At 67.6% G+C, this 22,004-nt stretch carries 20 protein-coding genes and 1 pseudogene; 11 read left to right on the forward strand and 10 right to left on the reverse strand.

Features of this window, described 5'->3' with window-relative positions:
• Position 1: 1 nt before the first annotated feature.
• From FFS52_RS15865 to FFS52_RS15880, 4 genes are all read right to left on the reverse strand, one after another.
• Positions 2-1,282, reverse strand: a complete 1,281-nt coding sequence (locus FFS52_RS15865; RefSeq protein ID WP_068970412.1) for a competence/damage-inducible protein A — start codon at positions 1,280-1,282, stop codon at positions 2-4.
• A gap of 79 nt (positions 1,283-1,361) precedes the next feature.
• Entirely contained in the window at positions 1,362-2,894 is a 1,533-nt protein-coding gene (locus tag FFS52_RS15870; RefSeq protein WP_137810255.1) for a catalase, read from the reverse strand.
• A 72-nt stretch (positions 2,895-2,966) separates the two neighbouring features.
• Positions 2,967-4,145: a CaiB/BaiF CoA-transferase family protein gene (locus FFS52_RS15875; RefSeq protein ID WP_068970413.1), complete on the reverse strand. Its 1,179-nt coding sequence runs from the start codon at positions 4,143-4,145 to the stop codon at positions 2,967-2,969.
• A 32-nt stretch (positions 4,146-4,177) separates the two neighbouring features.
• The gene (locus tag FFS52_RS15880) at positions 4,178-4,672 is read right to left on the reverse strand and encodes a MarR family winged helix-turn-helix transcriptional regulator (protein ID WP_065629451.1); all 495 of its coding nucleotides are present in this window, start codon (positions 4,670-4,672) and stop codon (positions 4,178-4,180) included.
• Positions 4,673-4,727: 55 nt separating this feature from the next.
• Between FFS52_RS15880 and FFS52_RS15885 the strand changes: the two genes are divergently transcribed.
• On the forward strand, positions 4,728-5,150 hold the full coding sequence (locus tag FFS52_RS15885; RefSeq protein WP_058252867.1) for a DUF5313 domain-containing protein: 423 nt from the start codon (positions 4,728-4,730) through the stop codon (positions 5,148-5,150).
• 19 nt (positions 5,151-5,169) lie between these two features.
• Here the strand turns inward: FFS52_RS15885 and FFS52_RS15890 are convergent, their stop codons facing one another.
• The gene (locus FFS52_RS15890) at positions 5,170-6,006 is read right to left on the reverse strand and encodes an SDR family oxidoreductase (RefSeq protein ID WP_068970414.1); all 837 of its coding nucleotides are present in this window, start codon (positions 6,004-6,006) and stop codon (positions 5,170-5,172) included.
• Positions 6,007-6,439: 433 nt separating this feature from the next.
• On the opposite strand from FFS52_RS15890, the gene FFS52_RS15895 reads away from it, so the two are divergent.
• On the forward strand, positions 6,440-8,041 hold the full coding sequence (locus FFS52_RS15895) for a GMC oxidoreductase (RefSeq protein ID WP_068970415.1): 1,602 nt from the start codon (positions 6,440-6,442) through the stop codon (positions 8,039-8,041).
• Here the strand turns inward: FFS52_RS15895 and FFS52_RS15900 are convergent, their stop codons facing one another.
• Positions 8,042-8,680, reverse strand: a complete 639-nt coding sequence (locus FFS52_RS15900) for a TetR/AcrR family transcriptional regulator (protein WP_068970416.1) — start codon at positions 8,678-8,680, stop codon at positions 8,042-8,044.
• Between the two features lie 247 nt (positions 8,681-8,927).
• On the opposite strand from FFS52_RS15900, the gene FFS52_RS15905 reads away from it, so the two are divergent.
• Together FFS52_RS15905 and FFS52_RS15910 are read left to right on the forward strand one after the other, a co-directional pair.
• Positions 8,928-10,922, forward strand: coding sequence for an oligopeptide transporter, OPT family (locus tag FFS52_RS15905; protein ID WP_137810256.1), 1,995 nt, complete (start codon positions 8,928-8,930; stop codon positions 10,920-10,922).
• 1 nt (position 10,923) lies between these two features.
• Positions 10,924-11,535: a maleylpyruvate isomerase family mycothiol-dependent enzyme gene (locus tag FFS52_RS15910; RefSeq protein ID WP_068970417.1), complete on the forward strand. Its 612-nt coding sequence runs from the start codon at positions 10,924-10,926 to the stop codon at positions 11,533-11,535.
• A gap of 17 nt (positions 11,536-11,552) precedes the next feature.
• On the opposite strand, the gene FFS52_RS15915 is transcribed toward FFS52_RS15910, so the two are convergent.
• Entirely contained in the window at positions 11,553-12,122 is a 570-nt protein-coding gene (locus tag FFS52_RS15915; RefSeq protein ID WP_058252794.1) for a type 1 glutamine amidotransferase domain-containing protein, read from the reverse strand.
• A gap of 153 nt (positions 12,123-12,275) precedes the next feature.
• Here FFS52_RS15915 and FFS52_RS15920 point away from each other — a divergent pair, with 153 nt between their 5' ends.
• Genes FFS52_RS15920 through FFS52_RS15935 form a run of 4 tightly spaced genes read left to right on the forward strand, consistent with a single transcriptional unit; the run spans position 12,276 to position 16,043 of the window.
• Positions 12,276-13,379 (forward strand): alpha/beta hydrolase, encoded by a 1,104-nt coding sequence (locus tag FFS52_RS15920; RefSeq protein ID WP_137810262.1) that lies wholly within the window; start codon positions 12,276-12,278, stop codon positions 13,377-13,379.
• Positions 13,380-13,436: 57 nt separating this feature from the next.
• Positions 13,437-13,844: a hypothetical protein gene (locus FFS52_RS15925; RefSeq protein ID WP_223258983.1), complete on the forward strand. Its 408-nt coding sequence runs from the start codon at positions 13,437-13,439 to the stop codon at positions 13,842-13,844.
• Between the two features lie 34 nt (positions 13,845-13,878).
• Positions 13,879-15,378, forward strand: a complete 1,500-nt coding sequence (locus FFS52_RS15930; protein ID WP_223258982.1) for an ATP-binding protein — start codon at positions 13,879-13,881, stop codon at positions 15,376-15,378.
• A complete protein-coding gene (locus FFS52_RS15935) occupies positions 15,375-16,043 on the forward strand; it encodes a response regulator transcription factor (protein ID WP_065629444.1) in 669 nt (222 codons plus the stop codon). Before FFS52_RS15930 ends, FFS52_RS15935 begins: the two co-directional genes overlap by 4 nt.
• A 7-nt stretch (positions 16,044-16,050) precedes the next feature.
• Here the strand turns inward: FFS52_RS15935 and FFS52_RS15940 are convergent, their stop codons facing one another.
• Both FFS52_RS15940 and FFS52_RS15945 read right to left on the reverse strand, forming a co-directional pair.
• Positions 16,051-17,196, reverse strand: coding sequence for a hypothetical protein (locus FFS52_RS15940; protein WP_068971667.1), 1,146 nt, complete (start codon positions 17,194-17,196; stop codon positions 16,051-16,053).
• Between the two features lie 4 nt (positions 17,197-17,200).
• Complete coding sequence (locus FFS52_RS15945; RefSeq protein WP_068971666.1) at positions 17,201-18,334, reverse strand: phosphotransferase family protein; 1,134 nt, start codon at positions 18,332-18,334, stop codon at positions 17,201-17,203.
• Between the two features lie 117 nt (positions 18,335-18,451).
• On the opposite strand from FFS52_RS15945, the gene FFS52_RS15950 reads away from it, so the two are divergent.
• The 3 genes from FFS52_RS15950 to FFS52_RS15960 are packed head-to-tail and all read left to right on the forward strand — an operon-like array spanning position 18,452 to position 20,295.
• Positions 18,452-19,039: a TetR/AcrR family transcriptional regulator gene (locus FFS52_RS15950; RefSeq protein WP_068971665.1), complete on the forward strand. Its 588-nt coding sequence runs from the start codon at positions 18,452-18,454 to the stop codon at positions 19,037-19,039.
• A 28-nt stretch (positions 19,040-19,067) separates the two neighbouring features.
• Entirely contained in the window at positions 19,068-19,493 is a 426-nt protein-coding gene (locus FFS52_RS15955) for a CoA-binding protein (protein WP_058252786.1), read from the forward strand.
• Between the two features lie 16 nt (positions 19,494-19,509).
• Positions 19,510-20,295 carry a hypothetical protein gene (locus FFS52_RS15960; protein WP_068971664.1) on the forward strand — a complete coding sequence of 262 codons (786 nt, stop codon included), beginning with the start codon at positions 19,510-19,512 and terminating at the stop codon, positions 20,293-20,295.
• 81 nt (positions 20,296-20,376) lie between these two features.
• On the opposite strand, the pseudogene FFS52_RS15965 reads toward FFS52_RS15960, so the two are convergent.
• A pseudogene (locus FFS52_RS15965) lies at positions 20,377-21,595 on the reverse strand (IS110 family transposase).
• Positions 21,596-22,004: the final 409 nt, after the last annotated feature.

The following is a 22,004-nucleotide window of genomic DNA, read 5'->3' on the forward strand; positions in this document are numbered from 1 at the left end:
GTCAGGAAGTGCCCGAGGTCAGCGCGCGTACGACGAGATGCAGTGCGGCAGTGGTGGTCAGCGACCGGACACGCTCGCGGTCACCGGGGAACTTGCGCGTGACGGTGACCGTGGGCCGGTCGCGTAGAGCCACACCGAAGCACACGGTGCCGACCGGTTTCGTCTCGGTGCCGCCACCGGGGCCGGCCACTCCGGTGGTCGACACCGCGACATCGGTACCGAACCGTGCGAGCGCACCCTCGGCCATCGCGGCGGCGACCTCCTCGCTGACGGCTCCGTGCGTGGCGATGAGCTCGGCCGGGACGTCGAGCAGATCCGACTTGGCGTCGTTGGAGTACGACACGACGCCACCCATCACATAGGCCGACGAGCCGGGCCGGTCGGTGAGCCGCGCCGCGACGAGTCCGCCGGTGCACGACTCGGCGGTCGCGATCAGTCGCCCGTCCAAGGCGGCGACCAGGAGATCGTCGATCGTGGAACCGTCGGTCGAGAAGATCTGCCGCCCATGATGTTCGACGAGGAGGTCGAGGAGGGAGTCGTAGACCGACGCATCAGCTGCGGCGAATCGGGTGACCATGTCGAGTTCGCCTCGCCGCAGGCAGGTGGTGATCTCGAGTTGCCCGAAGGCGGGGATAGCGGTCTCCGCCGATCGCAGCGTCTCGGCGAGTTCCGCTTCGAGGAGACCGTAGGCGCGGATGGTCGCCTGACGCAGATCGTCGGCGCGTGACAGGACGTCGGCGACGGCAGCCGTGGCGATCGCCGTCGGCCACATCGCCTGGAGCTCCGAGGGCGGGCCGGGCAGGACGACGATCGTCGGCACACCGGCCGCCGCGGGGATGACGACACCCGGCGCGGTGCCGGTCGGTGGTACCGGAACGGCCCCGACCGGTACCAGGGCCTGCTTGCGGATACCCGCCCTCGTCGGTCCGGAATCGACGTCGAATCCGATCCCGCGCCAGCTCTGGATGATCGCGGCGATGTGCTCCTCGAGTCCGGGATCGAGGAGTAGTTCGCGGCCGCAGAACTCTGCGACGGTGGCGACGGTGAGGTCGTCGGCGGTGGGGCCGAGCCCGCCGCTGGTGACGATCAGATCAACCTGGTGCTCGGCGAGGAAGCGCAACTGCGCGGTGAGGTCGGCGTGCCGGTCGCCGCAGATCGTGATGTGGGCGACGTCCACCCCGAGTTCGAGGAGTTCCTCCGACACCCAGGGCCCGTTCTGGTCGGCGATCCGGCCGGTCAGGACTTCGGTTCCGGTGACCACGATGCCTGCGCGCACACTCACGCCGTCGAGCCTAGTGGTACCGACGCAGAACGCGCCCTCACCAGAGGGCGCGTTCCACGGGTTCGGCGAGAAAAGGGGATCAGGCCTTCTCGGCCTTCGCCTTCTCCTGCATCGACGAGCGGGCCGGGTTGGCCTGATCGTCCTTCTTGGGGTCGGACTCGTCCTGCTTCTCGGTCACCCCGGACTTGATCCGCGCACCGATGTCGGGGTCGACGCGATGCCAGTATTCGAACGCCCGCTGGAGGATCGGTTCGGACACGCCGTTGAGGAGATGCCCGACGACGTTGTCCACGAAGCGTTCACGCTGCTCGTCGTCGAAGACCTCCCGGACCATCGTCCCCGCTTGACCCCAGTCGTCGTCCTCGGGATGGTCGACATATGCGCTGCGCAGGATCTCCCCGTTCGCCGCCCACTGCGGTTCGCCCTGGCCGGGATACAGCGCCGACGGGCCGCCCTTGGAATTGGGTGCGTAGACCGGGTCGGGGACGTTGTGGATGCGCATCGCCCCGTCCTTGGAGTACGAATGCACTTCGTTCTTCGGCGCGTTCACCGGGATCTGCCTGTAGTTGCCGCCGATCCGGTGGCGATGGGCGTCGGCATAGGAGAACACGCGCGCGAGCAGCATGCGGTCGGGACTGAAACCGATACCCGGCACGACGTTGTTCGGCTCGAACGCGGCCTGCTCGATCTGCGTGTGGTGATCGACCGGATTGGTGTGCAGGGTCATCGTGCCGACCTCGATGAGCGGGTAGTCGCCGTGCGGCCACACCTTCGTCAGGTCGAACGGGTTGAACCGGTAGCTCACCGCGTCGTCGAAGGGCATCAGCTGCACCTTGAGAGTCCAGCTCGGATGGTTGCCCGCCGCGATGTTCTCGAACAGGTCCCGAGTGTGGAAATCGGTGTCCGCAGAAGCCATCTGGTCGGCCTCGTGCTGGGTGAGGTGCTCGACTCCCTGGTCGGACTTGAAATGGTATTTGACCCAGTGCTTGACACCTTCGGAATTGACCCACAGGTAGGTGTGCGAGCTGTATCCGTTCATGTGGCGCCAGGTCTTGGGAATCCCCCGATCGCCCATCAGCCAGGTCACCTGATGCGCCGACTCCGGCGAGAGCGTCCAGAAGTCCCACTGCATGTCGTGGTCGCGAAGGTTGTTGTCCTGACGGCGTTTCTGCGAACGGATGAAGTGCTGGAACTTCATCGGGTCCTTGACGAAGAAGACCGGCGTGTTGTTGCCGACCATGTCGTAGATGCCTTCGTCGGTGTAGAACTTCAGTGCGAAACCACGCGGGTCACGCCAGGTGTCGGGGCTGCCGCGCTCGCCGGCAACGGTCGAGAACCGGGCCACCATCTCGGTTTTCACGCCGGGTTGGAACAGTGCGGCACAGGTGTAGGCCGAGACGTCTTGCGTCGTCTCGAAAGTGCCGAAAGCGCCGCTGCCCTTGGCATGCGGCTGGCGCTCGGGGATGCGCTCGCGATTGAACTGGGCCATCTGCTCGATCAGGTAGTGATCGTGCAGGACGATCGGGCCGCCGGCGCCAACCGTCAGGGAGTGTTCGTCACTCCCCGCGGGTGCTCCCGAATCCCGGGTGGTGAACAGAGAATCGTCGGACATATCGCCTCCGAGAGGTCGTCGTATCCGTGCATGACAAGCGGACCCGAGGGCTGCAGGTCCGTTCCGCCGATCCTACGCCGACGGCGTCGGTGGGACGCCGATCCCGAATTCCCGCAACACCGCCTCGGTGTGCTGTCCGAGAGCCGGTACCGGACCCATCGCGAGCTCGACGTCGTCGAAGGTCAGCGGCGGAAGCAGCGCCCGTACCGGGCCGACCTCGGTGTCCACCTCGCGCCAGCGGTCGCGCTCACTCAGCTGCGGATGCGCGACGACGCCTTCGAGGTCGCGGATCTCGGCCGCGGGAATGCCCGCGTCGGCGAGGCGACGGTCGAGCTCGTCGGTGGTGAAGCGTTTGGTCTCGGCGCCGATCGCGGCGTCGACCTCGGCTCGCCGGGCGACCCGCTCGATGTTGGTGCGATAGCGGGGGTCGTCGGCCAGATCCGGGCGCTCGAGGGCCACGCGGGTGAGCGTGTCCCAGCCGCGGTCGTTCTGGACGCCGATGAGGATGTCGCCGTCGGCGGTCGGGTACTTGTCGTAGGGCACGATCGCCGCATGGCCGAGCCCGGCACGGGCGATCTGCCGGCCACCGTACAGGCGCATGTACATCGGGTGGCCCATCCATTCGACCGTGGCGTCGAACATGGCCACCGAGACGCGCGCGCCGACTCCGGTGGTGGCGCGTCGGAACAGCGCCGACAGTACGGAGGTCAGTGCGTACATACCGGCTGCGATGTCGGAGGTCGGGATACCCGTCTTGGACATCTCGTCGGGCGTCCCGGTCACCGAGATCAGCCCGGCCTCGGCCTGCACCAGCATGTCGTAGGCCTTGCGGTCGCGATACGGTCCGGCGTCGCCGTATCCGGACATGTCGACGACGACGAGCTCGGGATGGTCGGCGCGCAGATCGTCGGCGGCGAGGCCGAGCCGGGCGGCCGCCCCGGGAGCGAGGTTCTGGATGAAGACGTCCGCGCCGGCGATCAGGGTTCGGATCGCGTGGCGTCCGTCCTCGCTCTTGAGGTCGAGCGCGACCGACTCCTTGCCGCGGTTGAGCCACACGAAGTGCGAGGCGGCGCCGCCGCGCACCGCCGCGTCGTACTGCCTAGCGAAGTCCCCGTCACCGACCCGTTCCACCTTGATGACCCGGGCGCCGAGATCGGCGAGGTGTCGGGTGGCCAGCGGTGCGGCGACGGCCTGTTCGAGCGCCACCACGGTGATGCCCTCGAGGGGCAGAAGTCCTTCGTCCGGAGTCACCGGCCAAGGATCGCCGACGGTGCCACGCCCGGTCAACGAGACCCCTCGCCGGCCTCGGGATCGTTGGTGGCCTCGGTGAGGCGATGCAGCAGATACGTGAGCGTCCGGATGTCGTCGGGGTCCCATTGGGCCAGCCGAGCACGCCAATCGGTGACCGCCGAGGCGAGCACGGCGTCGACACGTTCGCGACCGTGATCGGTGAGGGTGACCACGCGGGCGCGGGCATCGCGCGGGTCCGGGTGCCGCTCGGCGAGCCCGAGCCGCACGATCGCGTCGATCTGCCGCGTCACCGTCGACTTCTCCATGCCGACGGCGGTGACCAGATCCGACATCGGCATCGAATGGTGCCGGGCCAGCACGGTGATGAGCGGGTAGCACGACGGGTCCAGCCGCGGGTCGATGGCGCGGGCGCGCAACCGGGTGCGCACCCGGCCCCGTCGCCAGAAATCGGTGAGTTCGGCCTCGAGGCCGCTGATCGGATCCGGGCCGGTGGGGTCGTCGGCCGACGCGGTCATCTCCGAACCCATGCCGGTCAGGTTACCCAGCCGGGGTGGGGGAGGCGACGTCGGACGACTCCCGCACGTGGTGCACGATCGACAGGTGACCTCTGCACCGCGCACCAAGCCGAATGCCTGGGAGTACGTGAAGTACGCCTACTGGGCGCGTCTGCCGAAATCGATGCTCGGCTGGGTGACCAACGACCTGGCCGGCCCGGGTGCGTCGGTACGCATGGTGGTCCGCTGGGCGGTGCCGTGCATCATCGTGCTGACCCCGATGCTCTTCGTCCCGGCCGACTGGGGCGTCCGGATCACGATGACCATGCCGATCCTGCTGGCCTACCTCTTCTTCTCGATCGCGTTGAACCGGGTCTACCGCCGTCACCGGCTCGTCCAGCACGGACTCGATCCCGACCTGGTGAACAAGCTCGAACGAGAGAAGAACTCGGACCTCTACGACGAGTACCACCGCAAGTACCGCGGTGAACGACGCCGCCCGTCGAACTAGGCCGAGACGGCGCCGGCGTTCAGTACAGGTAGTCCTCGCCGCTGGCCCGGACCGTCACGTCGGACAGACTGATGCCCCACGGCTGGTCGATGACATGCACGACCGCCCGGGCGAGATCCTCCGGGGTGATCAGCCAGTACTTCACCGAGTCGACGTCGACGAGCTCGTCGGGCAGCGTGCCCTGCATCAGCTCCGTGATGTGCTCGCGGTACGACGCCGCACGTTGCCCGACGATCCCGCGGATCGCGCGGTCGTTGACGATCCAGCTCGCCAGGTTGGTGCCGGCCACGCCGGTCGGTTTGACCGTCGTCACCTTGATCTTGCCCTTGGCCTCGATGCGTAAGGAGTCCGACAGCATCGTCACGGCGGCCTTGGTCGCGCTGTAGACACCCGAGCCCTCGAAGCCGCCGTTGCCGTAGATCGACGCGATGTTGACCACCTGACCCCGGCCCTGCGCGACCATCTGGTCGTACACCGCCGAGATGCCGTTCACGACGCCCTTGATGTTGATGTCGATGGCCCGGTGCCACTTCTCCCAGGCCCGCTCGTGGTCGGCGAAGAACGCCAGCGGCATCACCCCGGCGTTGTTGACGATCACGTCGATCGCACCGAACCGGTCGACGGCCGCCGCCGCGGCGCCCTTCATCTGGTTCATGTCGGTGACGTCGGCGACGTGTGCGACAGCCGACCCGCCGGTGGCGGTGATGCCGTCGGCGACCGCGGTGAGCCCGTCGGCGTCGATGTCCACACCGACGATGTGAGCGCCCTGTGCCGCGCACATCTCCGCGATCACCTTGCCGAAACCGCCTCCGGCGCCGGTGATGATGATGGTCTTGCCCTGCAGATGATCAGACATGCAACTCCCCGCCCGCGACAAAAGGTCGCGTCATCCTAGCGTTCCGTTGCCGCCTGCTCGGCGAACTCCCCGTCCTCTCTGCGCTCTTCGGCACTCGGCCACGATCCCGACCAGGTCCACGCGAGCGCGGCGCGCCGCACTCACGCCCGCGCATCGGCCGTACACCGATGGCGGCCCTACCCACGCCCGCGACGATTCAGTCACATGACTGAAGGGCTTGTCAAGGGTTGCGTCGGCGATGTCCCCGATCACCACTGGTCACCGAAGTGGCCCTTGACACACAGGTCGTCCATGACAAATCCTGTGTCGCGACGGCCACGCCCCGGTCCGTCCCACGCGGCGTCCTCGACCCGCGACCACGGTCTCCACCGTCTCTCGAGCTGCCGAATCACCAAGCACCCGGCGCCATCTCGCGCCGAACGACAGGAGAACCATGACCGGGGTATCACCGACCAGACGTACCTTCCTGCGAGCGGCGGCGATGACCGCGGCGGGTTCGGCGGCCGCGGCCGTCACCGGAGCCGGACCGGCGTCAGGAGATCCATCGCGACGGATCCGGCGGACACGCGAAGAGCATCGGGTGGTGATCGTCGGCTCGGGATTCGGCGGTGGCGTCGCGGCGCTCCGGCTCGCGCAGGCCGGCGTGCCGGTCCTGTTGCTCGAGCGGGGCCGGCGGTGGCCGACGGGTCCGAACTCGGAGACCTTCCCGCGTGCGTCGAGTCCGGACAAGCGGATCCTGTGGCACGAGTCGACCCCGAACCTCTTCGGCAAGCCGCTGAGCGTCGAACCCTATGTGGGACTGTTCGAGTCGGTCGCGGGCGTCAACATGACCGCACTCTGCCCGGCCGGCCTCGGCGGTGGTTCCCTCGTCTACCAGGGCATGACACTGCAACCGAGCGAGGCGGTGTTCAACGAGCACTTCCCGAACGCACTCGACTGGCAACTGATGAACCGTGTGCACTACCCGCGGGTCGCGCGGATGCTGAAGGTCGCGGTGGCGCCCGACTCGGTGGTGCGTTCCCCGCAATACCTGGCACCGCGACAGTTCGCGAAACGAGTTCGGGCCGAGGGCCTTCCGCTGCAGAAGATCCCGATGCCGATCGACTGGGGGTATGCCGCGGCCGAGCTGCGTGGCGAGACGAAGCCCGCCTACACCAACGGCGACGGCGCCATCGGCGTGAACAACGGTGGCAAGCACAGTGTCGACGTCACCTATATCCGCGAGGCCGAGGCGACCGGGCGGGTTCAGGTCCGAACCCTGCACACCGTGCGGCAGGTCGCCCGCCGACCCGACGGCCGATGGTCCCTCGAGGTCGAACGCACCGACGAGTCCGGGAAAGTGTTGGAGCACAACGAACTGATCGCAGGGACACTCATCCTGTCGGCGGGCAGCGTGAACACGACCAAGCTGTTGGTGAAGGCGCGCGCGACCGGAACCGTGCCGGGCCTGCCCGACGGGGTGGGGCACGGATGGGGCACCAACGCCGACCGGATCTACACCTGGACCAGCCCCAGTATCGACTTCGGGACGGTACAGGGCGGACCGGTGGTCTTCGGCAGCCCCAACTGGAGCGATCCGAAGTGCGCGTTCACCGTCATCCAGGCATCGCTGCCGCCACTACCCGTGTACGCCGGCACCACGATGATGGTCGGCTTCGGGGTGAGCTCGGGACGTGGCGTCATCTCCTACGACTCGGCGATCGGAGATTCGGTGATCCGCTGGCCACACGAGGGCGATTCGGAGATCCAGACCAAGCACATCGACCGGACCGTGCGCCGGATCGCCGGACCCGACGCCGTCCTGACGGACACCAATGCGGTGTTCCCCTCGACCTGGCACGCGCTCGGCGGGGCCAACATGGGTGCGGTGTGCGACCTCGAGGGACGCGTTCACGGCCAGCGCGGGCTCTACGTCATCGACGGCGCACTCATGCCGGGCAATACGGCGGCCTGCAATCCGTCGATGACCATCGCAGCGGTCGCCGAGCGCGCTCTCGACCGGATCGTCGCCCGGGATGTCGGCACGGTCATCTGATCACCGGGAGGCGGCCGGCGCGAGCCACATCCCGGTCAGCGCATCGACGACCAGGTCGCGCTCGTGCTCCCATGGGGCTGTTCGAGTCCCGCCGTCCTCGGCGGCCCGTTCGATGTCGGCGAGCGCGTTGACGATCATGTGGCGCGTCAGGTTGTTGCGCACTTCGAGCACGTCGTCGGGAAAGGTCGGCAAGGTGGCGTAGAACCGGTCGAGGATCGTCATGAGGACCTCCGATCGCGCGGTCTCCTCGTAGAGCAGGGCGGTCGCGGACGGATCGCTCGACACCTGGGCGAAGAACCGGGCGAAGTAGCTCGGCGCACCGATCTGTGCGAGGTACTCGACCTCGGGTCCGACGAGGCAGCGGAGCCAGTCGCGGACCCCGGGGTCGGGTCCGACCTCCGACAGACATCTCTGGCGAAGCCGCTCGATCGGGACGTTGTGCGACGTCAGGGTGGCGCGGAGGAGATCGTCCTTGGAACCGAAGTGATGGCCGACGGCATAGTTGTTGCCCTGACCGGCCGCCTTGCTGATCTGGCGACTGGACACGGCCGCGACCCCGTTCAGGGCGATCAGTTTCTCGGCCGCCTCGATGAGCAGCGCACGGGTGCGGGCAGACTGCTCCGTCTTCCCTTCGCTCATGGATCGATGATGCCCTACCGTCGCCGATCGACACGCCGCGATGGTGGCCGTGTCCGACTCGCCGAAACACCGCAAAGCGGTCAGTGCCGTACGGAGGTGCGTCGGCGCGACACGCGAACCGACCCCGGCCGCACGGGAAGTCGCAGCGCGAGTGGCCATCCGGGCCTATGGTGGATCGACGAATGCCCGGATGATCCACCGTCCGACCGACCGCCGGTCGCAGGACCCGACTGTTGGGAGGGACCAGATGGCGACTGCGCCTCCGGCCACGGCGAACCTGCGAGAACTGACGCTCCGAGGTGCCGTCCTCGGTGGCATCATCACGCTGGTCTTCACAGCCGCCAACGTGTACCTCGGACTCAAGGTGGGCCTCACGTTCGCCACCGCGATCCCGGCCGCCGTCATCTCGATGAGCATTCTGCGGTACTTCGCCAACCACTCGGTGGTCGAGAACAACATCGTCCAGACGATCGCGTCCGCCGCCGGCACGCTGTCGGCGATCATCTTCGTCATACCCGGTCTGGTCATCATCGGATGGTGGACGGGCTTCCCGTACTGGATCACGGTGGCGGTGTGCGCGATCGGCGGAATCCTCGGCGTCATGTACTCGATCCCGCTACGGCGCGCGCTGGTCACCGGCTCCGACCTGCCCTACCCGGAAGGCGTTGCGGCAGCAGAGGTATTGAAGGTCGGCGATTCCGCGGGCGGCGCCGCGGAGAACAAGGCCGGCCTGCGCACGATCGTCATCGGTTCGCTCGCGTCGGCCGGTTTCGCCCTGCTCACCAAACTCCAGGTCCTCAGCGATTCGATCTCGACGACGATCAGGATCGGCACGGGCGGAACGTTGTTCAGTGCCGGGTTGTCGATGTCGCTGATCGGCATCGGCCATCTCGTCGGGATCACCGTGGGCATCGCCATGCTCGTCGGGGTGGTGATCTCCTACGTCGTACTGCTGCCCATCGAGACCCAGGGGCGCACGGCGGGGGAGGATTTCGGCGACGCCGTCAGCTCGATCTTCGCCAATGACGTGCGACTCATCGGGGCCGGGGCGATCGCCATCGCGGCCGTCTGGACGCTGATCAAGGTCATCGGTCCGATCGTGCGGGGAATCCGGGCGGCCATGGTCTCCTCGCGATCGCGTCGGGAGGGGGTCACGGTCGACATCACCGAGCGGGACATGCCGATCAACATCGTCGGCGGCAGCATCCTCGTGCTGCTCATCCCGATCGGAATCCTGTTGTGGGACTTCGTGCGCGACACGGTTCTGGAGGGCAGTGCCACCGGGATCATCGTGGTCAGCATCGTCTTCGTGTTCGTCATCGGACTGGCGGTCGCGTCGGTGTGCGGGTACATGGCGGGCCTGATCGGGTCGTCGAACAGCCCCATCTCCGGCGTGGGCATCCTGGTGGTTCTCATCGCCGCACTGCTCGTGAAGCTGACCTTCGGGCCGGCGGACGACTCGCAGACCGACGCGCTCATCGCGTACACGTTGTTCACGGCCGCGGTCGTCTTCGGCGTCGCGACCATCTCCAATGACAACCTGCAGGACCTCAAGACCGGTCAACTCGTCGGGGCGACACCGTGGAAACAGCAGGTGGCGCTGATCATCGGCGTGCTGTTCGGGTCGGCCGTGATCCCGCCGATCCTGCAGCTGATGTACGAGGCCTTCGGGTTCGTCGGCGCGCCGGGTGCCACCGAGGACGCGCTCGCGGCGCCGCAGGCGGGTCTGCTGACGACCCTCGCGCAAGGGGTACTGGGGGCGGACCTGAACTGGGGACTCGTCGGAATCGGTGCCCTGATCGGCGCGGTGGTGATCGTGATAGACGAACTCCTCGATCGCGCAGGGCGTTTCCGGCTGCCGCCGCTGGCTGTCGGGATGGGCATGTACCTTCCGATGTCGGTGGTCCTGATCATCCCGATCGGCGCCTTCATCGGTCACTACTACAACCGCTGGGCCGAACGCAGCGGCGGCGCAGTGGAACACAAGAAGAGGATGGGTGTCCTGCTGGCCACCGGCCTGATCGTCGGCGAGGCGCTCTTCGGCGTGGTCTTCGCCGGCATCGTGGCGGCCACGGGCGACGACTCGGCGCTGGCGATCGTCGGCGACGGCTTCGGGACCTGGGCACAGATCCTCGGCGTCATCGTGTTCGCCGCGACCATCGCCCTCCTCTACGACCGTGTCCGCAAGATAGCGACCGCGAGCGGGACGTCGTCGACGACCGCCGGCACTCCGAAGGACTGAGATGGCAGAGGGAACACTGGCACGTGCGATCGACGACTTCACGGCCGGTGCCGAGCATCTGACGCGGTTGGTGGACCTGATCGCCGACGATCGCTGGGACGGACCCGGTCTCGGCGAATGGTCGTTGCGATCGCTCGTCGGACACGCGAGCAGATCGCTGACGACGGTCGTCACCTACCTGGCCGAGCCCGGTGGTGATGTCGAATTGACCTCGACCGCGGCCTATTTCGCATCGATCCGCGGTTACGGAGACCCCGCGTCGGTCCGACAGCGAGGAGTGGACGCCGGGCTGTCCCTGGGGAACGATCCGCGCGCCGGGGTCCGGGAGCGGCGCGCACAGGCCGTCGACGCCCTTGCGGGAACGGGGGATCGGCCCCTGACGACGCCGTTCGGCGGCATCATGCTGTCCGATTACCTGCCCACCCGGACCTTCGAACTCGCGGTGCACGGTCTCGACATCTCGCGGGCGATCGGTTCCGATCTCCCGCTGCCGGCCGAGGTGCTGGCGTCAGCGCTGTCGACGGCGGCCGCCACCGCACTGCTCACCGGTCAGGGCGAGCAGGCGTTGCTCACCCTGACCGGCAGGGAATCTGCACCGTTGTCCGTCGTTTGACGTCCCCGACGGGGCGGTCAGCTCGCGACGTTCGTGCGCGCGAACTCGGCGACGATCGCGGCGTTGAAGGCGGCGAGGTCGTCGGGCTTGCGGCTGGTGATCAGCACGTTGTCCCCGTCGCGGCATGTCACGACCTCCTCGTCGACCCAGGTGCCGCCGGCGTTGATGACGTCGGTGCGCACACTCGGGAACGACGTGAGGGTGCGGCCGCGGACAACGTCGGCCTCGATCAGGGTCCAGGGCGCGTGGCAGATGGCCGCGACCGGCTTGCCGGCATCGAAGAAGCTGCGCACGAAGCGGACGGCGGGCTCCGAGGTTCGCAGGAAATCCGGGTTCGCGACACCGCCCGGCAGGACCAGCGCGTCGAAGTCCATCACGCGGGCGTCCTCGAGAGGGGTGTCGACGGGGAAGGTGTCGGCCTTGTCGAGGTGGTTGAACGCCTGCACCGTGCCGGAGTCGGTGGACACCAGGACGGGCTTGCCGCCGCACGCCTCGACCGACTTCCACGGTTCGGTGAGTTCGACCTGCTCGGCGCCCTCCTGGGCGACCAGGAAAGCGATGGTGGTGCCGTTCAGTTCTTCGGCCATGGCCGTGTACCTCCTTGTACGCGCCGACTACGGCATCGGCGCCTCGTCGGATCCGGTACCCGCGGGCGTCGTGCACCAAACGGTCACACCCCGCCCGGGCATGACCCGGGCGGGGTGTGTTGAATGTCCCCGGACGACGGCTGGGAGGTAGTGGTGGGTGGTTTCGACGGCGTCGCGACGCTGGTCCATCTGGCACGTGGTGGACAGATCGGCGAGTCCCACGAGACGCCGCACACGGTGATCGCCGACGTACCGCACCGCACGCTGCGGCGGTACGGCACCGACGACGAGGTGATCGCAGCCGTCGGCACGGGACGGCGGCCGGTGCTGCTGATCCCGCCGCTCGCGGTGTCCACATCGTGCTACGACCTCGCCGACGGGCTGTCGGTGGTGCAGTTTCTCCTGTCGACCGGCCGGGTTCCGTACGTGCTCGACTTCGGCGACATGACCCGCGCCGACCGGCACCTCGGGTTCGCCGACTTCTTCGACGACATCGTCCCCGGGGCCGTCGCTGCGACCGTCGCAGACTTCTACGGCAGCGCCGACGACCCGGCCGCCGGAACGTCGCGGGATTCCTCAGCAGTCGATCTGCTCGCGTGGAGTATCGGCGGGACGATCAGCCTGTTGACCGCTGCCGCGAACCCAGACCTGCCGGTGGCGTCGGTCGTCGCGGTCGGGACGCCTCTCGATTACTCCAAAGTCCCGCCGTATCCGCTGGTCAAGACGCTGATGAAACCGGTCGGCACCGCGCCGGTGACGATGGCGCTGCGAGCGCTCGGCGGGATCCCCGCGCCGCTGGTCCGCCTCGCCTATCGGGGCACGGCCTGGCAGCGCGAACTCAAGAAGCCGGGCTACATCCTGCGCAACGCCGACGACACCGACGCGCTGACCCGGATGAAGGCCATCGACCGTTTCCAGGAGACGATGCCCGGCTATCCAGGCAAGGTGTCCGAGCAGATGTGGGAGAACTTCATCATGCGCGGGGAACTCGCCGACGGGGTGCTCGACTTCGGCGGACGGGTTGTCGACCTCGCCGAGGTCGCGGTACCGGTCGCGCTGTTCGGCAGTCACCGCGACGCGATCGTCAGCTGGGCCGCCGCCCACCACGGGGTGGGGCTGCTCTCCGGGGCGCCGCGCGTCGAGTTCACCACGGTGGAGACCAGCCATCTGGGATTGATCGCCGGGTCCGCTGCGGTCGAGCAGACGTGGCCCCGCATCGACGAGTTCTTGACGTCGGTGCACGCAGTTCGTAGATGAAAAAACCTTCATCTTCGACTCATGGACGGCTCACCGGCGTCCGCCAGAGTCGTTGACATGAACTTCTCACGAGTACTCGCCACCATCGCCCTCGGTGCGCTCGCGGTTGCCGTCATGACCGCCAGCTTCTTCCTCATCCGTTCGCCCGAGCCCAGCCTGGCCTCCGACGCCGTGTCCGTGGATGTGTCCCAGACGCCGGAGGCCAAGACTGCTCCCGCGCAGTCGCCGCAGGTGCCGACCCCGGCCGCGGCCCCGGTTCCCCGGGTCCCGGCCGGCGCGCCGGTGCAGCGGGCCGTCCCGCCGAACCTGGGTTCCGACGACGACGACTGGTGCGACGTCAACGCGGCCCATCGCGACGACGACTGTGACGACGACTGGGACGACAACGGCCGGGACGACAACGACGACTGGGACGGCCAGGACGACGACTGGGACGATGACATCGATGACGGCCAGGACGACTGACGACGCGACAGCGAGACCAGCCGAGAGTGCGGGTGTGCGTCAGCGCCCCGCGCTCTCGGCGCGTTGGCGCATCACGGCCTGGATCATGCTCACCACGTTCCTGCTGCTGGTGGTGGTGTTCGTGGTGACGCGCAACCTGTTGCTCCGTGACGTCGACACCCGGGTGAACAACTACGTCGCGCAGGAGGCGAGCGAGTTCCGGACGTTCGCGTCCGAGGGGGTCGATCCGACGACGACGGAACCGTTCACCTCGGTGTCGCGACTGCTCGAGGTGTTCCTGTCGCGGCAGTCGGCCGGTGAGGGCGAGGTCATGGCCGGCGTCGTCGGCGACACCGAGATCCTCGAACTGCCGGGCAACGCCTGGCCGGCCCCGGGCGAGGGGCGTCGCGTCCTCGACGAACTGCGGGCGCAGAGCGGGGCGGCCGGGGTCTTGATGACCGCACACGGTGAGATCCGCTGGGGCAAGGTGGATCTGACGCCCGTCGGTGGCGGCTCGGCCGACCCGGCGTCGGGCGCGTCGCAGCCGGGAACCTTCATCGTCGGCATCTACACCGACCCGGGCCGGGAACTGGTCGACCGCACGATGCGGGTGCTGGCGATCGTCGGCCTGGCCGGGATGATCGTCACCACCGGCGTGGCGTATCTGGTCGCGGGCCGGATCCTGGCGCCGGTCCGCAGTGTGCGGATGGTCGCCGCGGAGATCAGCGAGAACGACCTCACCGCACGGGTCCCGGTCATCGGACGCGACGACGTGGCCGCGCTGGCCCAGACCTTCAACGCGATGCTGGACCGTATCGAGGATGCCTACACGACGCAGCGGCAGTTCGTCGACGACGCCGGACATGAACTGCGGACCCCGATCACGGTCGTGCGCGGCCATCTCGAGTTGCTGCCCGACGATCCGGAGGAGAGGCGCAAGACCCTCGATCTCGTGGACAGCGAGCTGGGGCGGATGGGCCGCATCGTCGGCGATCTGCTCATGCTGGCGAAGTCGGAGCAACCCGACTTCGTGGTGGCCAGGCCGACCGACGCGGCTCAGCTGATGCTCGACATCGAGTCCAAGGTGCAACCGCTCGGTGACCGGCAGTGGTTGCTCATGGAGGTCGCCGAGGGCCCGTGCGTGGTGGATCACGACCGGATCACCCAGGCGATGCTGCAGTACGCCTCCAACGCGGTTCGGCACACCCATGCCGGTTCCGTCATCCAGCTGGGCTCACGCTTCGCCGGCGTCGGAGCGCAGCGACACCTGTCGATCTGGATCACCGACGACGGTCCGGGGGTCGAGCAGGAGGACGCGGCGCGGATCTTCGAGCGGTTCCAGCGCGGGCAGTCGGCGTCGGCGCCTCAGCACGCGGCCGGCGCCGGGCTGGGACTGGCGATCGTGCGGGCCATCGCCGACGCCCATCACGGAATCGCCTGGGTACGTAGCATTCCCGGGCACGGCGCCACGTTCGGCATCGACGTCCCGGTTCCCGACACGACCCCCTACACCGATGCAGCGCCGTCGGTGCCAGCAGAAGGAGAGCGGCGATGAGCCGGGTTCTGATCGCCGAGGACGACGCGCGGATCGCCTCGTTCATCGGCAACGGACTGCGTGCGGCCGGGTACAGCACCGAGCACGTGTCCGACGGCTTGTCGGCGCTCGAGGCCGTGCGCAGCGGCGGTTTCGACATGGTCGTCCTCGACATCGGTCTCCCGGCGATGGATGGCTTCGATGTCCTGTATTCCATGCGCGGCGAGGGGATCACGACGCCGGTCGTGGTACTCACCGCCCGGGACAGCGTGAGCGACACGGTGAACGGCCTCGAGGGCGGTGCCAACGACTACATGACCAAGCCCTTCCAGTTCGCCGAACTGCTCGCCCGCATCCGGCTACGACTCGTCGACGACTCGGCCGTCGCGTCGGAGAACCTGTTGTCCGCCGGGGATCTTCGGTTGGATCTGAAGTCCAGGCGCGCCCGGGTGGGTGCGGAGACGTTCGACCTCACCGCGCGCGAGTTCGCACTACTGGAGGTGTTCCTGCGTCACCCCGATCAGGTGCTCTCGCGCGAACAGATCCTCGGCCACGTCTGGGGTTACGACTTCGACCCGGCGTCGAATGTGGTCGACGTCTACGTGCGCGCCCTGCGGAACAAGATCGGTTCTCACCGATTGGAGACGGTGCGCGGCATGGGGTATCGGCTACGCGCGTCGAACTAGTCGCTCCTCACTCCGGTGCGACACTGAGCCAGTCGGCGAACCCGGAGGGGTCGTGCCGGCCGAGTGCCCCGTGCTCGAAGAGTCCCCAACCGGTGCGGGTGGTGCCGTCGGACTCCCGGCATTCGGCGCGTCCGACGTGATCGATCACGCCGAACGGCATGCGACCGACGATCTCGGCACTGGTCATGTCGTAGGTGCGGCGTTCGGTGAAGTCCGTTCCGCGCCAGACGCCGTGGGTCCAGTCGGGGTCACCGCCGTAACCGCCGCCCACATGAATGGGAACGGGCAGCAGGGACTCCACCTGCAGCGTCACCGAGGAACCCCCTGCCCCGGTCGTGGAAATCGTTGCACCGGTGGGTACCCGGGTGCCCGGTGCGTAATGGACCGAGACGTTCGGCCAGCCCAGTTGTTCGACGCGGCCGTCTTTCCACACGCGCGAGCAGTCGTTGAGTGTGCGGTAGCCGTCGGGGTCCTCCTGGAGGATGAGGACGAGCTGGAAGTCGTCGAAGGCCATGGGGACGTACAGCCACCACATGCCCTCGAACGGTGGATCCGCCGGCCGCCCCGCGGGCTCGGGCTCGCCGACCGGCCGGATTCCCCACGAACGGTCGCGGGTGCCGATCCAGGTCGACGGGTCGACGACGATGTCCTCGCCATCGACGGTGATAGAACCACGCCAGCTGCCGACCTGCGCGAACCGCTGCGCGTCGAGGGTGACCTTTGCGCCTTGCCTCATCACGTGCGGCTGTTCGAGCAGTGCGTCGAACAGGCCCTCCCAGTGGAGATCCAGGGCGATGCCCTCGGTCTCGTCCAGCGTCAGGTGCAGCGCGCGCAGCGGGTTCTCGATGCTCAGCCGATAGTTGCCGACGCGCTGCTCGAGCCGGTTGTCGTCGATCGCGTCGCTGAGGTGCACCGCGGTCTGGGTGTCGGTGCCGTCCGGGTTCCGCCGCCGGATCAGCACGAACGCGTCCTTCACACCCAGGTTGGGGTAGTAACCGATCCCGGTGATGAGAAAGATGGTGCCGCTGCGGTCGTGGGCGTTGAGGTACGCGCGGTCATAGAAGTTGCGGTCGCTGTTGCCCGGCCATGCAATCGGCTGCGGTAGTTGATGAATGGGGTACTCGTCCATCGGGCCCAAGCCGTGTCGGCTCATGCGGTCAGTCCTCCTCGAGGAGTCGTTCGAGCAGTGGTCGGTGGTAGAACAGGGTGCCGTCGACGTCGTCGGGACGTTCGAGTTCGCCGAAGTGCACGCGGCGGGCGCCGGTCCGCATGAAGACACAGCACCACTGGACCGCGGCATGGACGTAGAACCAGCGCAGGTCGCCCAACTCGACTCCGGTGAGTTCGCGGTAGGTGTCGCGGACGTCGTTCTCGCGGAGCAGGTCCGGCAGCCCGGGAAGGCCGGCCATCGTCGCGAGCTCCTGGAAGACCCGGTGTGCGAATATCACCCAGGCGATGTCCAGTTCGCGGGGACCGGTGCGCGCCATCTCCCAGTCGAGCACCGCCGTCGGGGTGAAGTCGACGAACATCATGTTCCCGATGCGCGAATCTCCCCAGGACAGCACCGGTTCGGCGTTCGTGGCATCGTCGGGGAAGTTGTCCGCGAGCCAGGCGAGCGCCCGCTCGACGAGAGGAGAGCGCCCGATCCCCTCGACCGAGAAGTCGTACCAGTCCCGCAACCAGGCGAGCAGACGAGCGAGGGGAGTGTCACCGGCGGGTAGGTCGTCGGAGAGGAAGTCGAACTGCCGGGCCGCGTCGGGGATCGAGTGCAGGGCGGCGATCACGCCGACCGCGGACTCCTGGGCCCGCCGGCGATCGTACTCGGCGGCGTCCCCGAACCAGTTGTCGCCGAACGTGTACGGCATGACATCGGGTGGGACTTCGCCCTCGCACCGGTCCATGAGAAAGAACGGGGCTCCCAGCAGCGAGCCGGTCGGCTCGAGGTGGTGCACTGCCGGGACCGGGACGTCGCTGAGCCGGGCGATCAGACGCATCGTCTCGTACTGGTGATCCATTCGGTAGGAACGGAACACGGGGACGTCGGTGGTCGACGGCGCCATCCGCATCACCCAGTGCCGGGTGGGCTCGCCGGGCCACGACACCGAGACGGGGATGGTCTCCGACGACATGCCGTTGCTGTCGCCGCCCGCCACGACCGTGACGGCGGGGGTGTCGTCGGGAGTGTCGTCCTGCTCGGTGAGCCAGCGCGCGAGCGTGTCCGGGACAGAGGTGTTGTCCCGGCTCGAACGTTGCAGATGGTCGACCTGCTCGACGGCGGGCTCGGTGGCCATGGCACCCCCTGTGTTCGGCAGCGAGAGATTCGCTACGGTGAGTAGCGTTATGACAGCAGAACGGTCGGGCGGCCCGCAGCGACTTGGCGAAAATTTTCGAAGGGAAGTCGGCGAGTGATGAGTGCTGGGACGGGGGAGTCGGTCTCGGGCCGACCGCGCGACCTGCGGATCGACTCCGCGGTGCTCGACGCCGCCGCCGAACTGCTCGTCGATGTCGGATACCGCAAGCTCACCATGGCCGCGATCGCCGAACGCGCGGGCACCACGAAGACCGCGCTCTACCGTCGCTGGACGGGAAAGGCAGAGCTGGTGCATGACGTCGCGTTCTCCCGGATGATGCGGCTGCCACCGTCCAGCGGTGAGGTCGCCGCCGACATCCGCATCATGGTCGCGGCGGCGCGTGACCTGTTCGCCAGTCCCGTGACCCGCGCGGCGTTGCCCGGTCTCATCTCGGACATGGCTGCCGAACCCGAGCTGGCGGCGCGTGTGCACGCCGGGTTCGCGGAGGTGTTCGGCGCGTTGCGTGATCGGTTGGTGGTCGCCGTCGATCGCGGCGAGGTGCATCCCGATGTCGATCCGGATCGGCTAATCGAGGTCGTCGGCGGGGCGGCGATGCTGCATGCGCTGTTGCTCGACAATCGCGACTTCGAGGCCGCGTGGGCCGATCAGCTGAGCGCGATCGTCGTGCACGGAGTTCTCCGGTGACTCGCCCGCACCCACCTACACTCGTGGGATGACCGCCCCGAGCAACACCGACGATGTCGTCGAGCAGATCCTGTCCACCTACGACGCGATCACCGTGGTCGGTGCCAGCGCCAATCCGTCGAAGGCCGCCAACGAGGTACCGGCGTACATGAAGAACCGTGGCTGGCGGATCATTCCGGTGAACCCCGCGGCCGACGAGATCGTCGGGGAGAAGGTGTACCGCACCCTGGCCGACATCCCGGAACAGGTCGGCCTCGTCGACGTGTTCCGCCCGGGACCCGAGTGCGCCGACGTCGCCCGGGCGGCCGTCGCCGCCGGCGCGACCGCGCTCTGGCTGCAGCTCGGGATCATCTCGGCGGAGGCGCGGGCGATCGCCGAGGATGCGGGTCTGCTGTACGTCGAGGACCGCTGCCTGATCATCGAGCAGCGCCGCACCGGTATCGTCCCCGGCTGACGCCGACGGTGACCCGGTGAACTTCCTCGACGAGCTCACGCATCAGCGACTGCCGCTGTTCCTGCTGTTCGCGTCGTTCGTCATCACGTTCATCGTCACGCGGGTGATCACCCGACTCATCCGGGCGGGCAAGGGCCCCTTCCGCAACAACGTCTCAGACGGCGTGCACGTGCACCACATGGTGCCCGGTCTGATCCTGACGATCGTCGGCGCCTTCCTCTCGGTGGGTGTCAACGGGGCGTCGCCCGGTGCGCAGATCAGTGCGGTGTTGATCGGTGTCGGCGCCTCACTGGTGCTCGACGAGTTCGCACTGATCCTGCGCCTTCAGGACGTGTATTGGTCACCGGAGGGCCAGCTCTCGGTTCAGGTGGTGGCGCTGACGGTGGCCGCGCTGGGCATGGCGGTCCTCGGGTTCAACCCGCTCGACGACGCGGACGTGGAGATCGGTCCCGTCGCGCTGGTGGCCACCGTGCCGATCAATGTCGCCTGCGCGATCCTGTGCGTGCTCAAGGGCAAGTTCTCCACCGCCATCGTCGGCGTCTTCATCCCGGTGTTCGCCTGGGCCGGTGCCATCCGGCTGGCCCGACCGCACTCGGCGTGGGCGCGCCGGCGGTACGCACCGGCGAAGACGGAGAAAGCGCGGGCCCGCGCGAAGAGATTCGACGACCGTTGGGGCCGTTGGGGTCTGAGCATCGGCGACCTCATCGCGGGCAAGCCCACCGACCCCACGAGTCTGGTGGCCGGTGCGCCGGGAGACAAGACGACGGCCGCGGCTCCGGGTACGCCGCCGCCTGCTCCCTGATCGAAAGAAGCGACCCATTGCTCCCTGAGGTGTGAGGAGCGATAGCGACGAGCCACGAAGACATCCCAGGGGTGCAAGGTGTCAAGCGGCGAGGTTGGCGCGGTGGTTCCAGGCGGTGTGTTCGTTGTAGAGGGTGCGGTGTTTGAGGCAGCCGTGGAGGATGCCGATGAGCCGGTTGGCGAGCGCACGCAAGGCTTGGGGGTGGGACTTCTTCTGATCTCGCAGGCTGTCGTAGTAGACGCGGGCGCCGGGACTGCCGGTCAGCGCGCTTTGCGCCATCGCCATGGCGGCGGCGTTGAGGCGGGTGTTGCGGATATGGCGGGCCAGCACGACGTGCCCTTTGCCTGAGGCGATGGTCCGTGGTGAGGTGCCGGCATAGTTTCTGCGAGACTTGGCGGTGGCATAGCGTTCGGGGTCGTCCCCGAACTCGCCAAGCATCCGGGCGCCGGTGATGTCACCGACTCCGGGCATGGACAGGTAGATCTCGGCGTCGGCGATGCGCTCTAAAAGACTGGGCCATACTGGTTTCCAGTTGATCAATTTGGGTGTTGAGCGTCGTCAGCATGTTCACCGTCACGGTCACGGTCGCCGCATACGCTGCGGTAAGTGCCTCCGGTGCGCTCAGATGACCGCCCCCACGCAGGGCCTGCTGGATCTCGCGGGCACGGGTATCGGTATTGCGTTGGCGGCCACCCTGTTTCAGAGCTGATCGGATCGCCGCGACCGTCAGTGCCGCTCCCTGTCGTGGGGTGGGAGCGCGACGCAACACCGCCAGGCAGTCTTTGTGGGCGAGGTCGCCGCCGAAGGCATCGACCGCGGCCGGATAGTAGGCGCCCAGTTGAGCGCGCAACACGTTCTGTTGTGCTGAGCGCGCCCACACCAGATTCTGATGCGTACGGGCCATCACCGTGATCGCCTTGACCTCGACGGTGTCGGCGGCGACCAATCGATGATTGTGCCGGTCGGTCCGCACCAGATCAGCCAGCGTTTTCGCGTCAGCCTTATCGGATTTGGTGCCCCCGACATGGTGGCGGTCGCGGTACCGCGACACCGACAACGGGTTGATCGCATACACCTGATAGCCCGCGGCGACCAGGGCGGCGACCCACATGCCGTGATCGGTTTCGATCCCCACCACCACCTCAGAGGGGTCGTGGGCGAACCGGGCGAGCAGGTCATGCATCGCCGTCACGCCGGCCGCGTTCTCGGGTAGTCGGCGGGTGGCCAGGGTGGTGCCGTGTTCATCCATCACGCACACGTCGTGATGATCCGACGCCCAGTCGTTGCCCACACAGATCATGTCGGTCGTTCACCTCGTCTTCGGTCGTCTCGATCGATCGTCGGTGTGAACCTTGGGGTGATCACCCTTGACGCGGCCTAATGGATCAGTGCTCACCCCACATGGTTCAGGGGGCACGACATCCCAGAAGCGTTCTAGCGGGTGATCCTTACCCGGCCGGGCCACGGTCTTCGTGTAGAAATCCGACACCGTTTCAGGGTCTCGGAGTGGTCACCGGCCGGGAAGGCTCACACAAACCAGCATCCCCTGCAGGACGCCGATCCACCCCCATTAGGGTCTGGTGAGACACGTTGCGAAGCCCTTCGTGGCAGTGAGAATGGGTGTGGGTGGTTGACCGGGTTTGGGTCTGACTTACTTCGTGGCTGACGGTGCTGTCATGGGCGAGATGTGTCGGCCCGGAACTCCGGTC

The sequence above is a fragment of the Gordonia sp. ALPHA1B1 genome (assembly GCF_005502615.1).
GTDB lineage: Bacteria > Actinomycetota > Actinomycetes > Mycobacteriales > Mycobacteriaceae > Gordonia > Gordonia hongkongensis.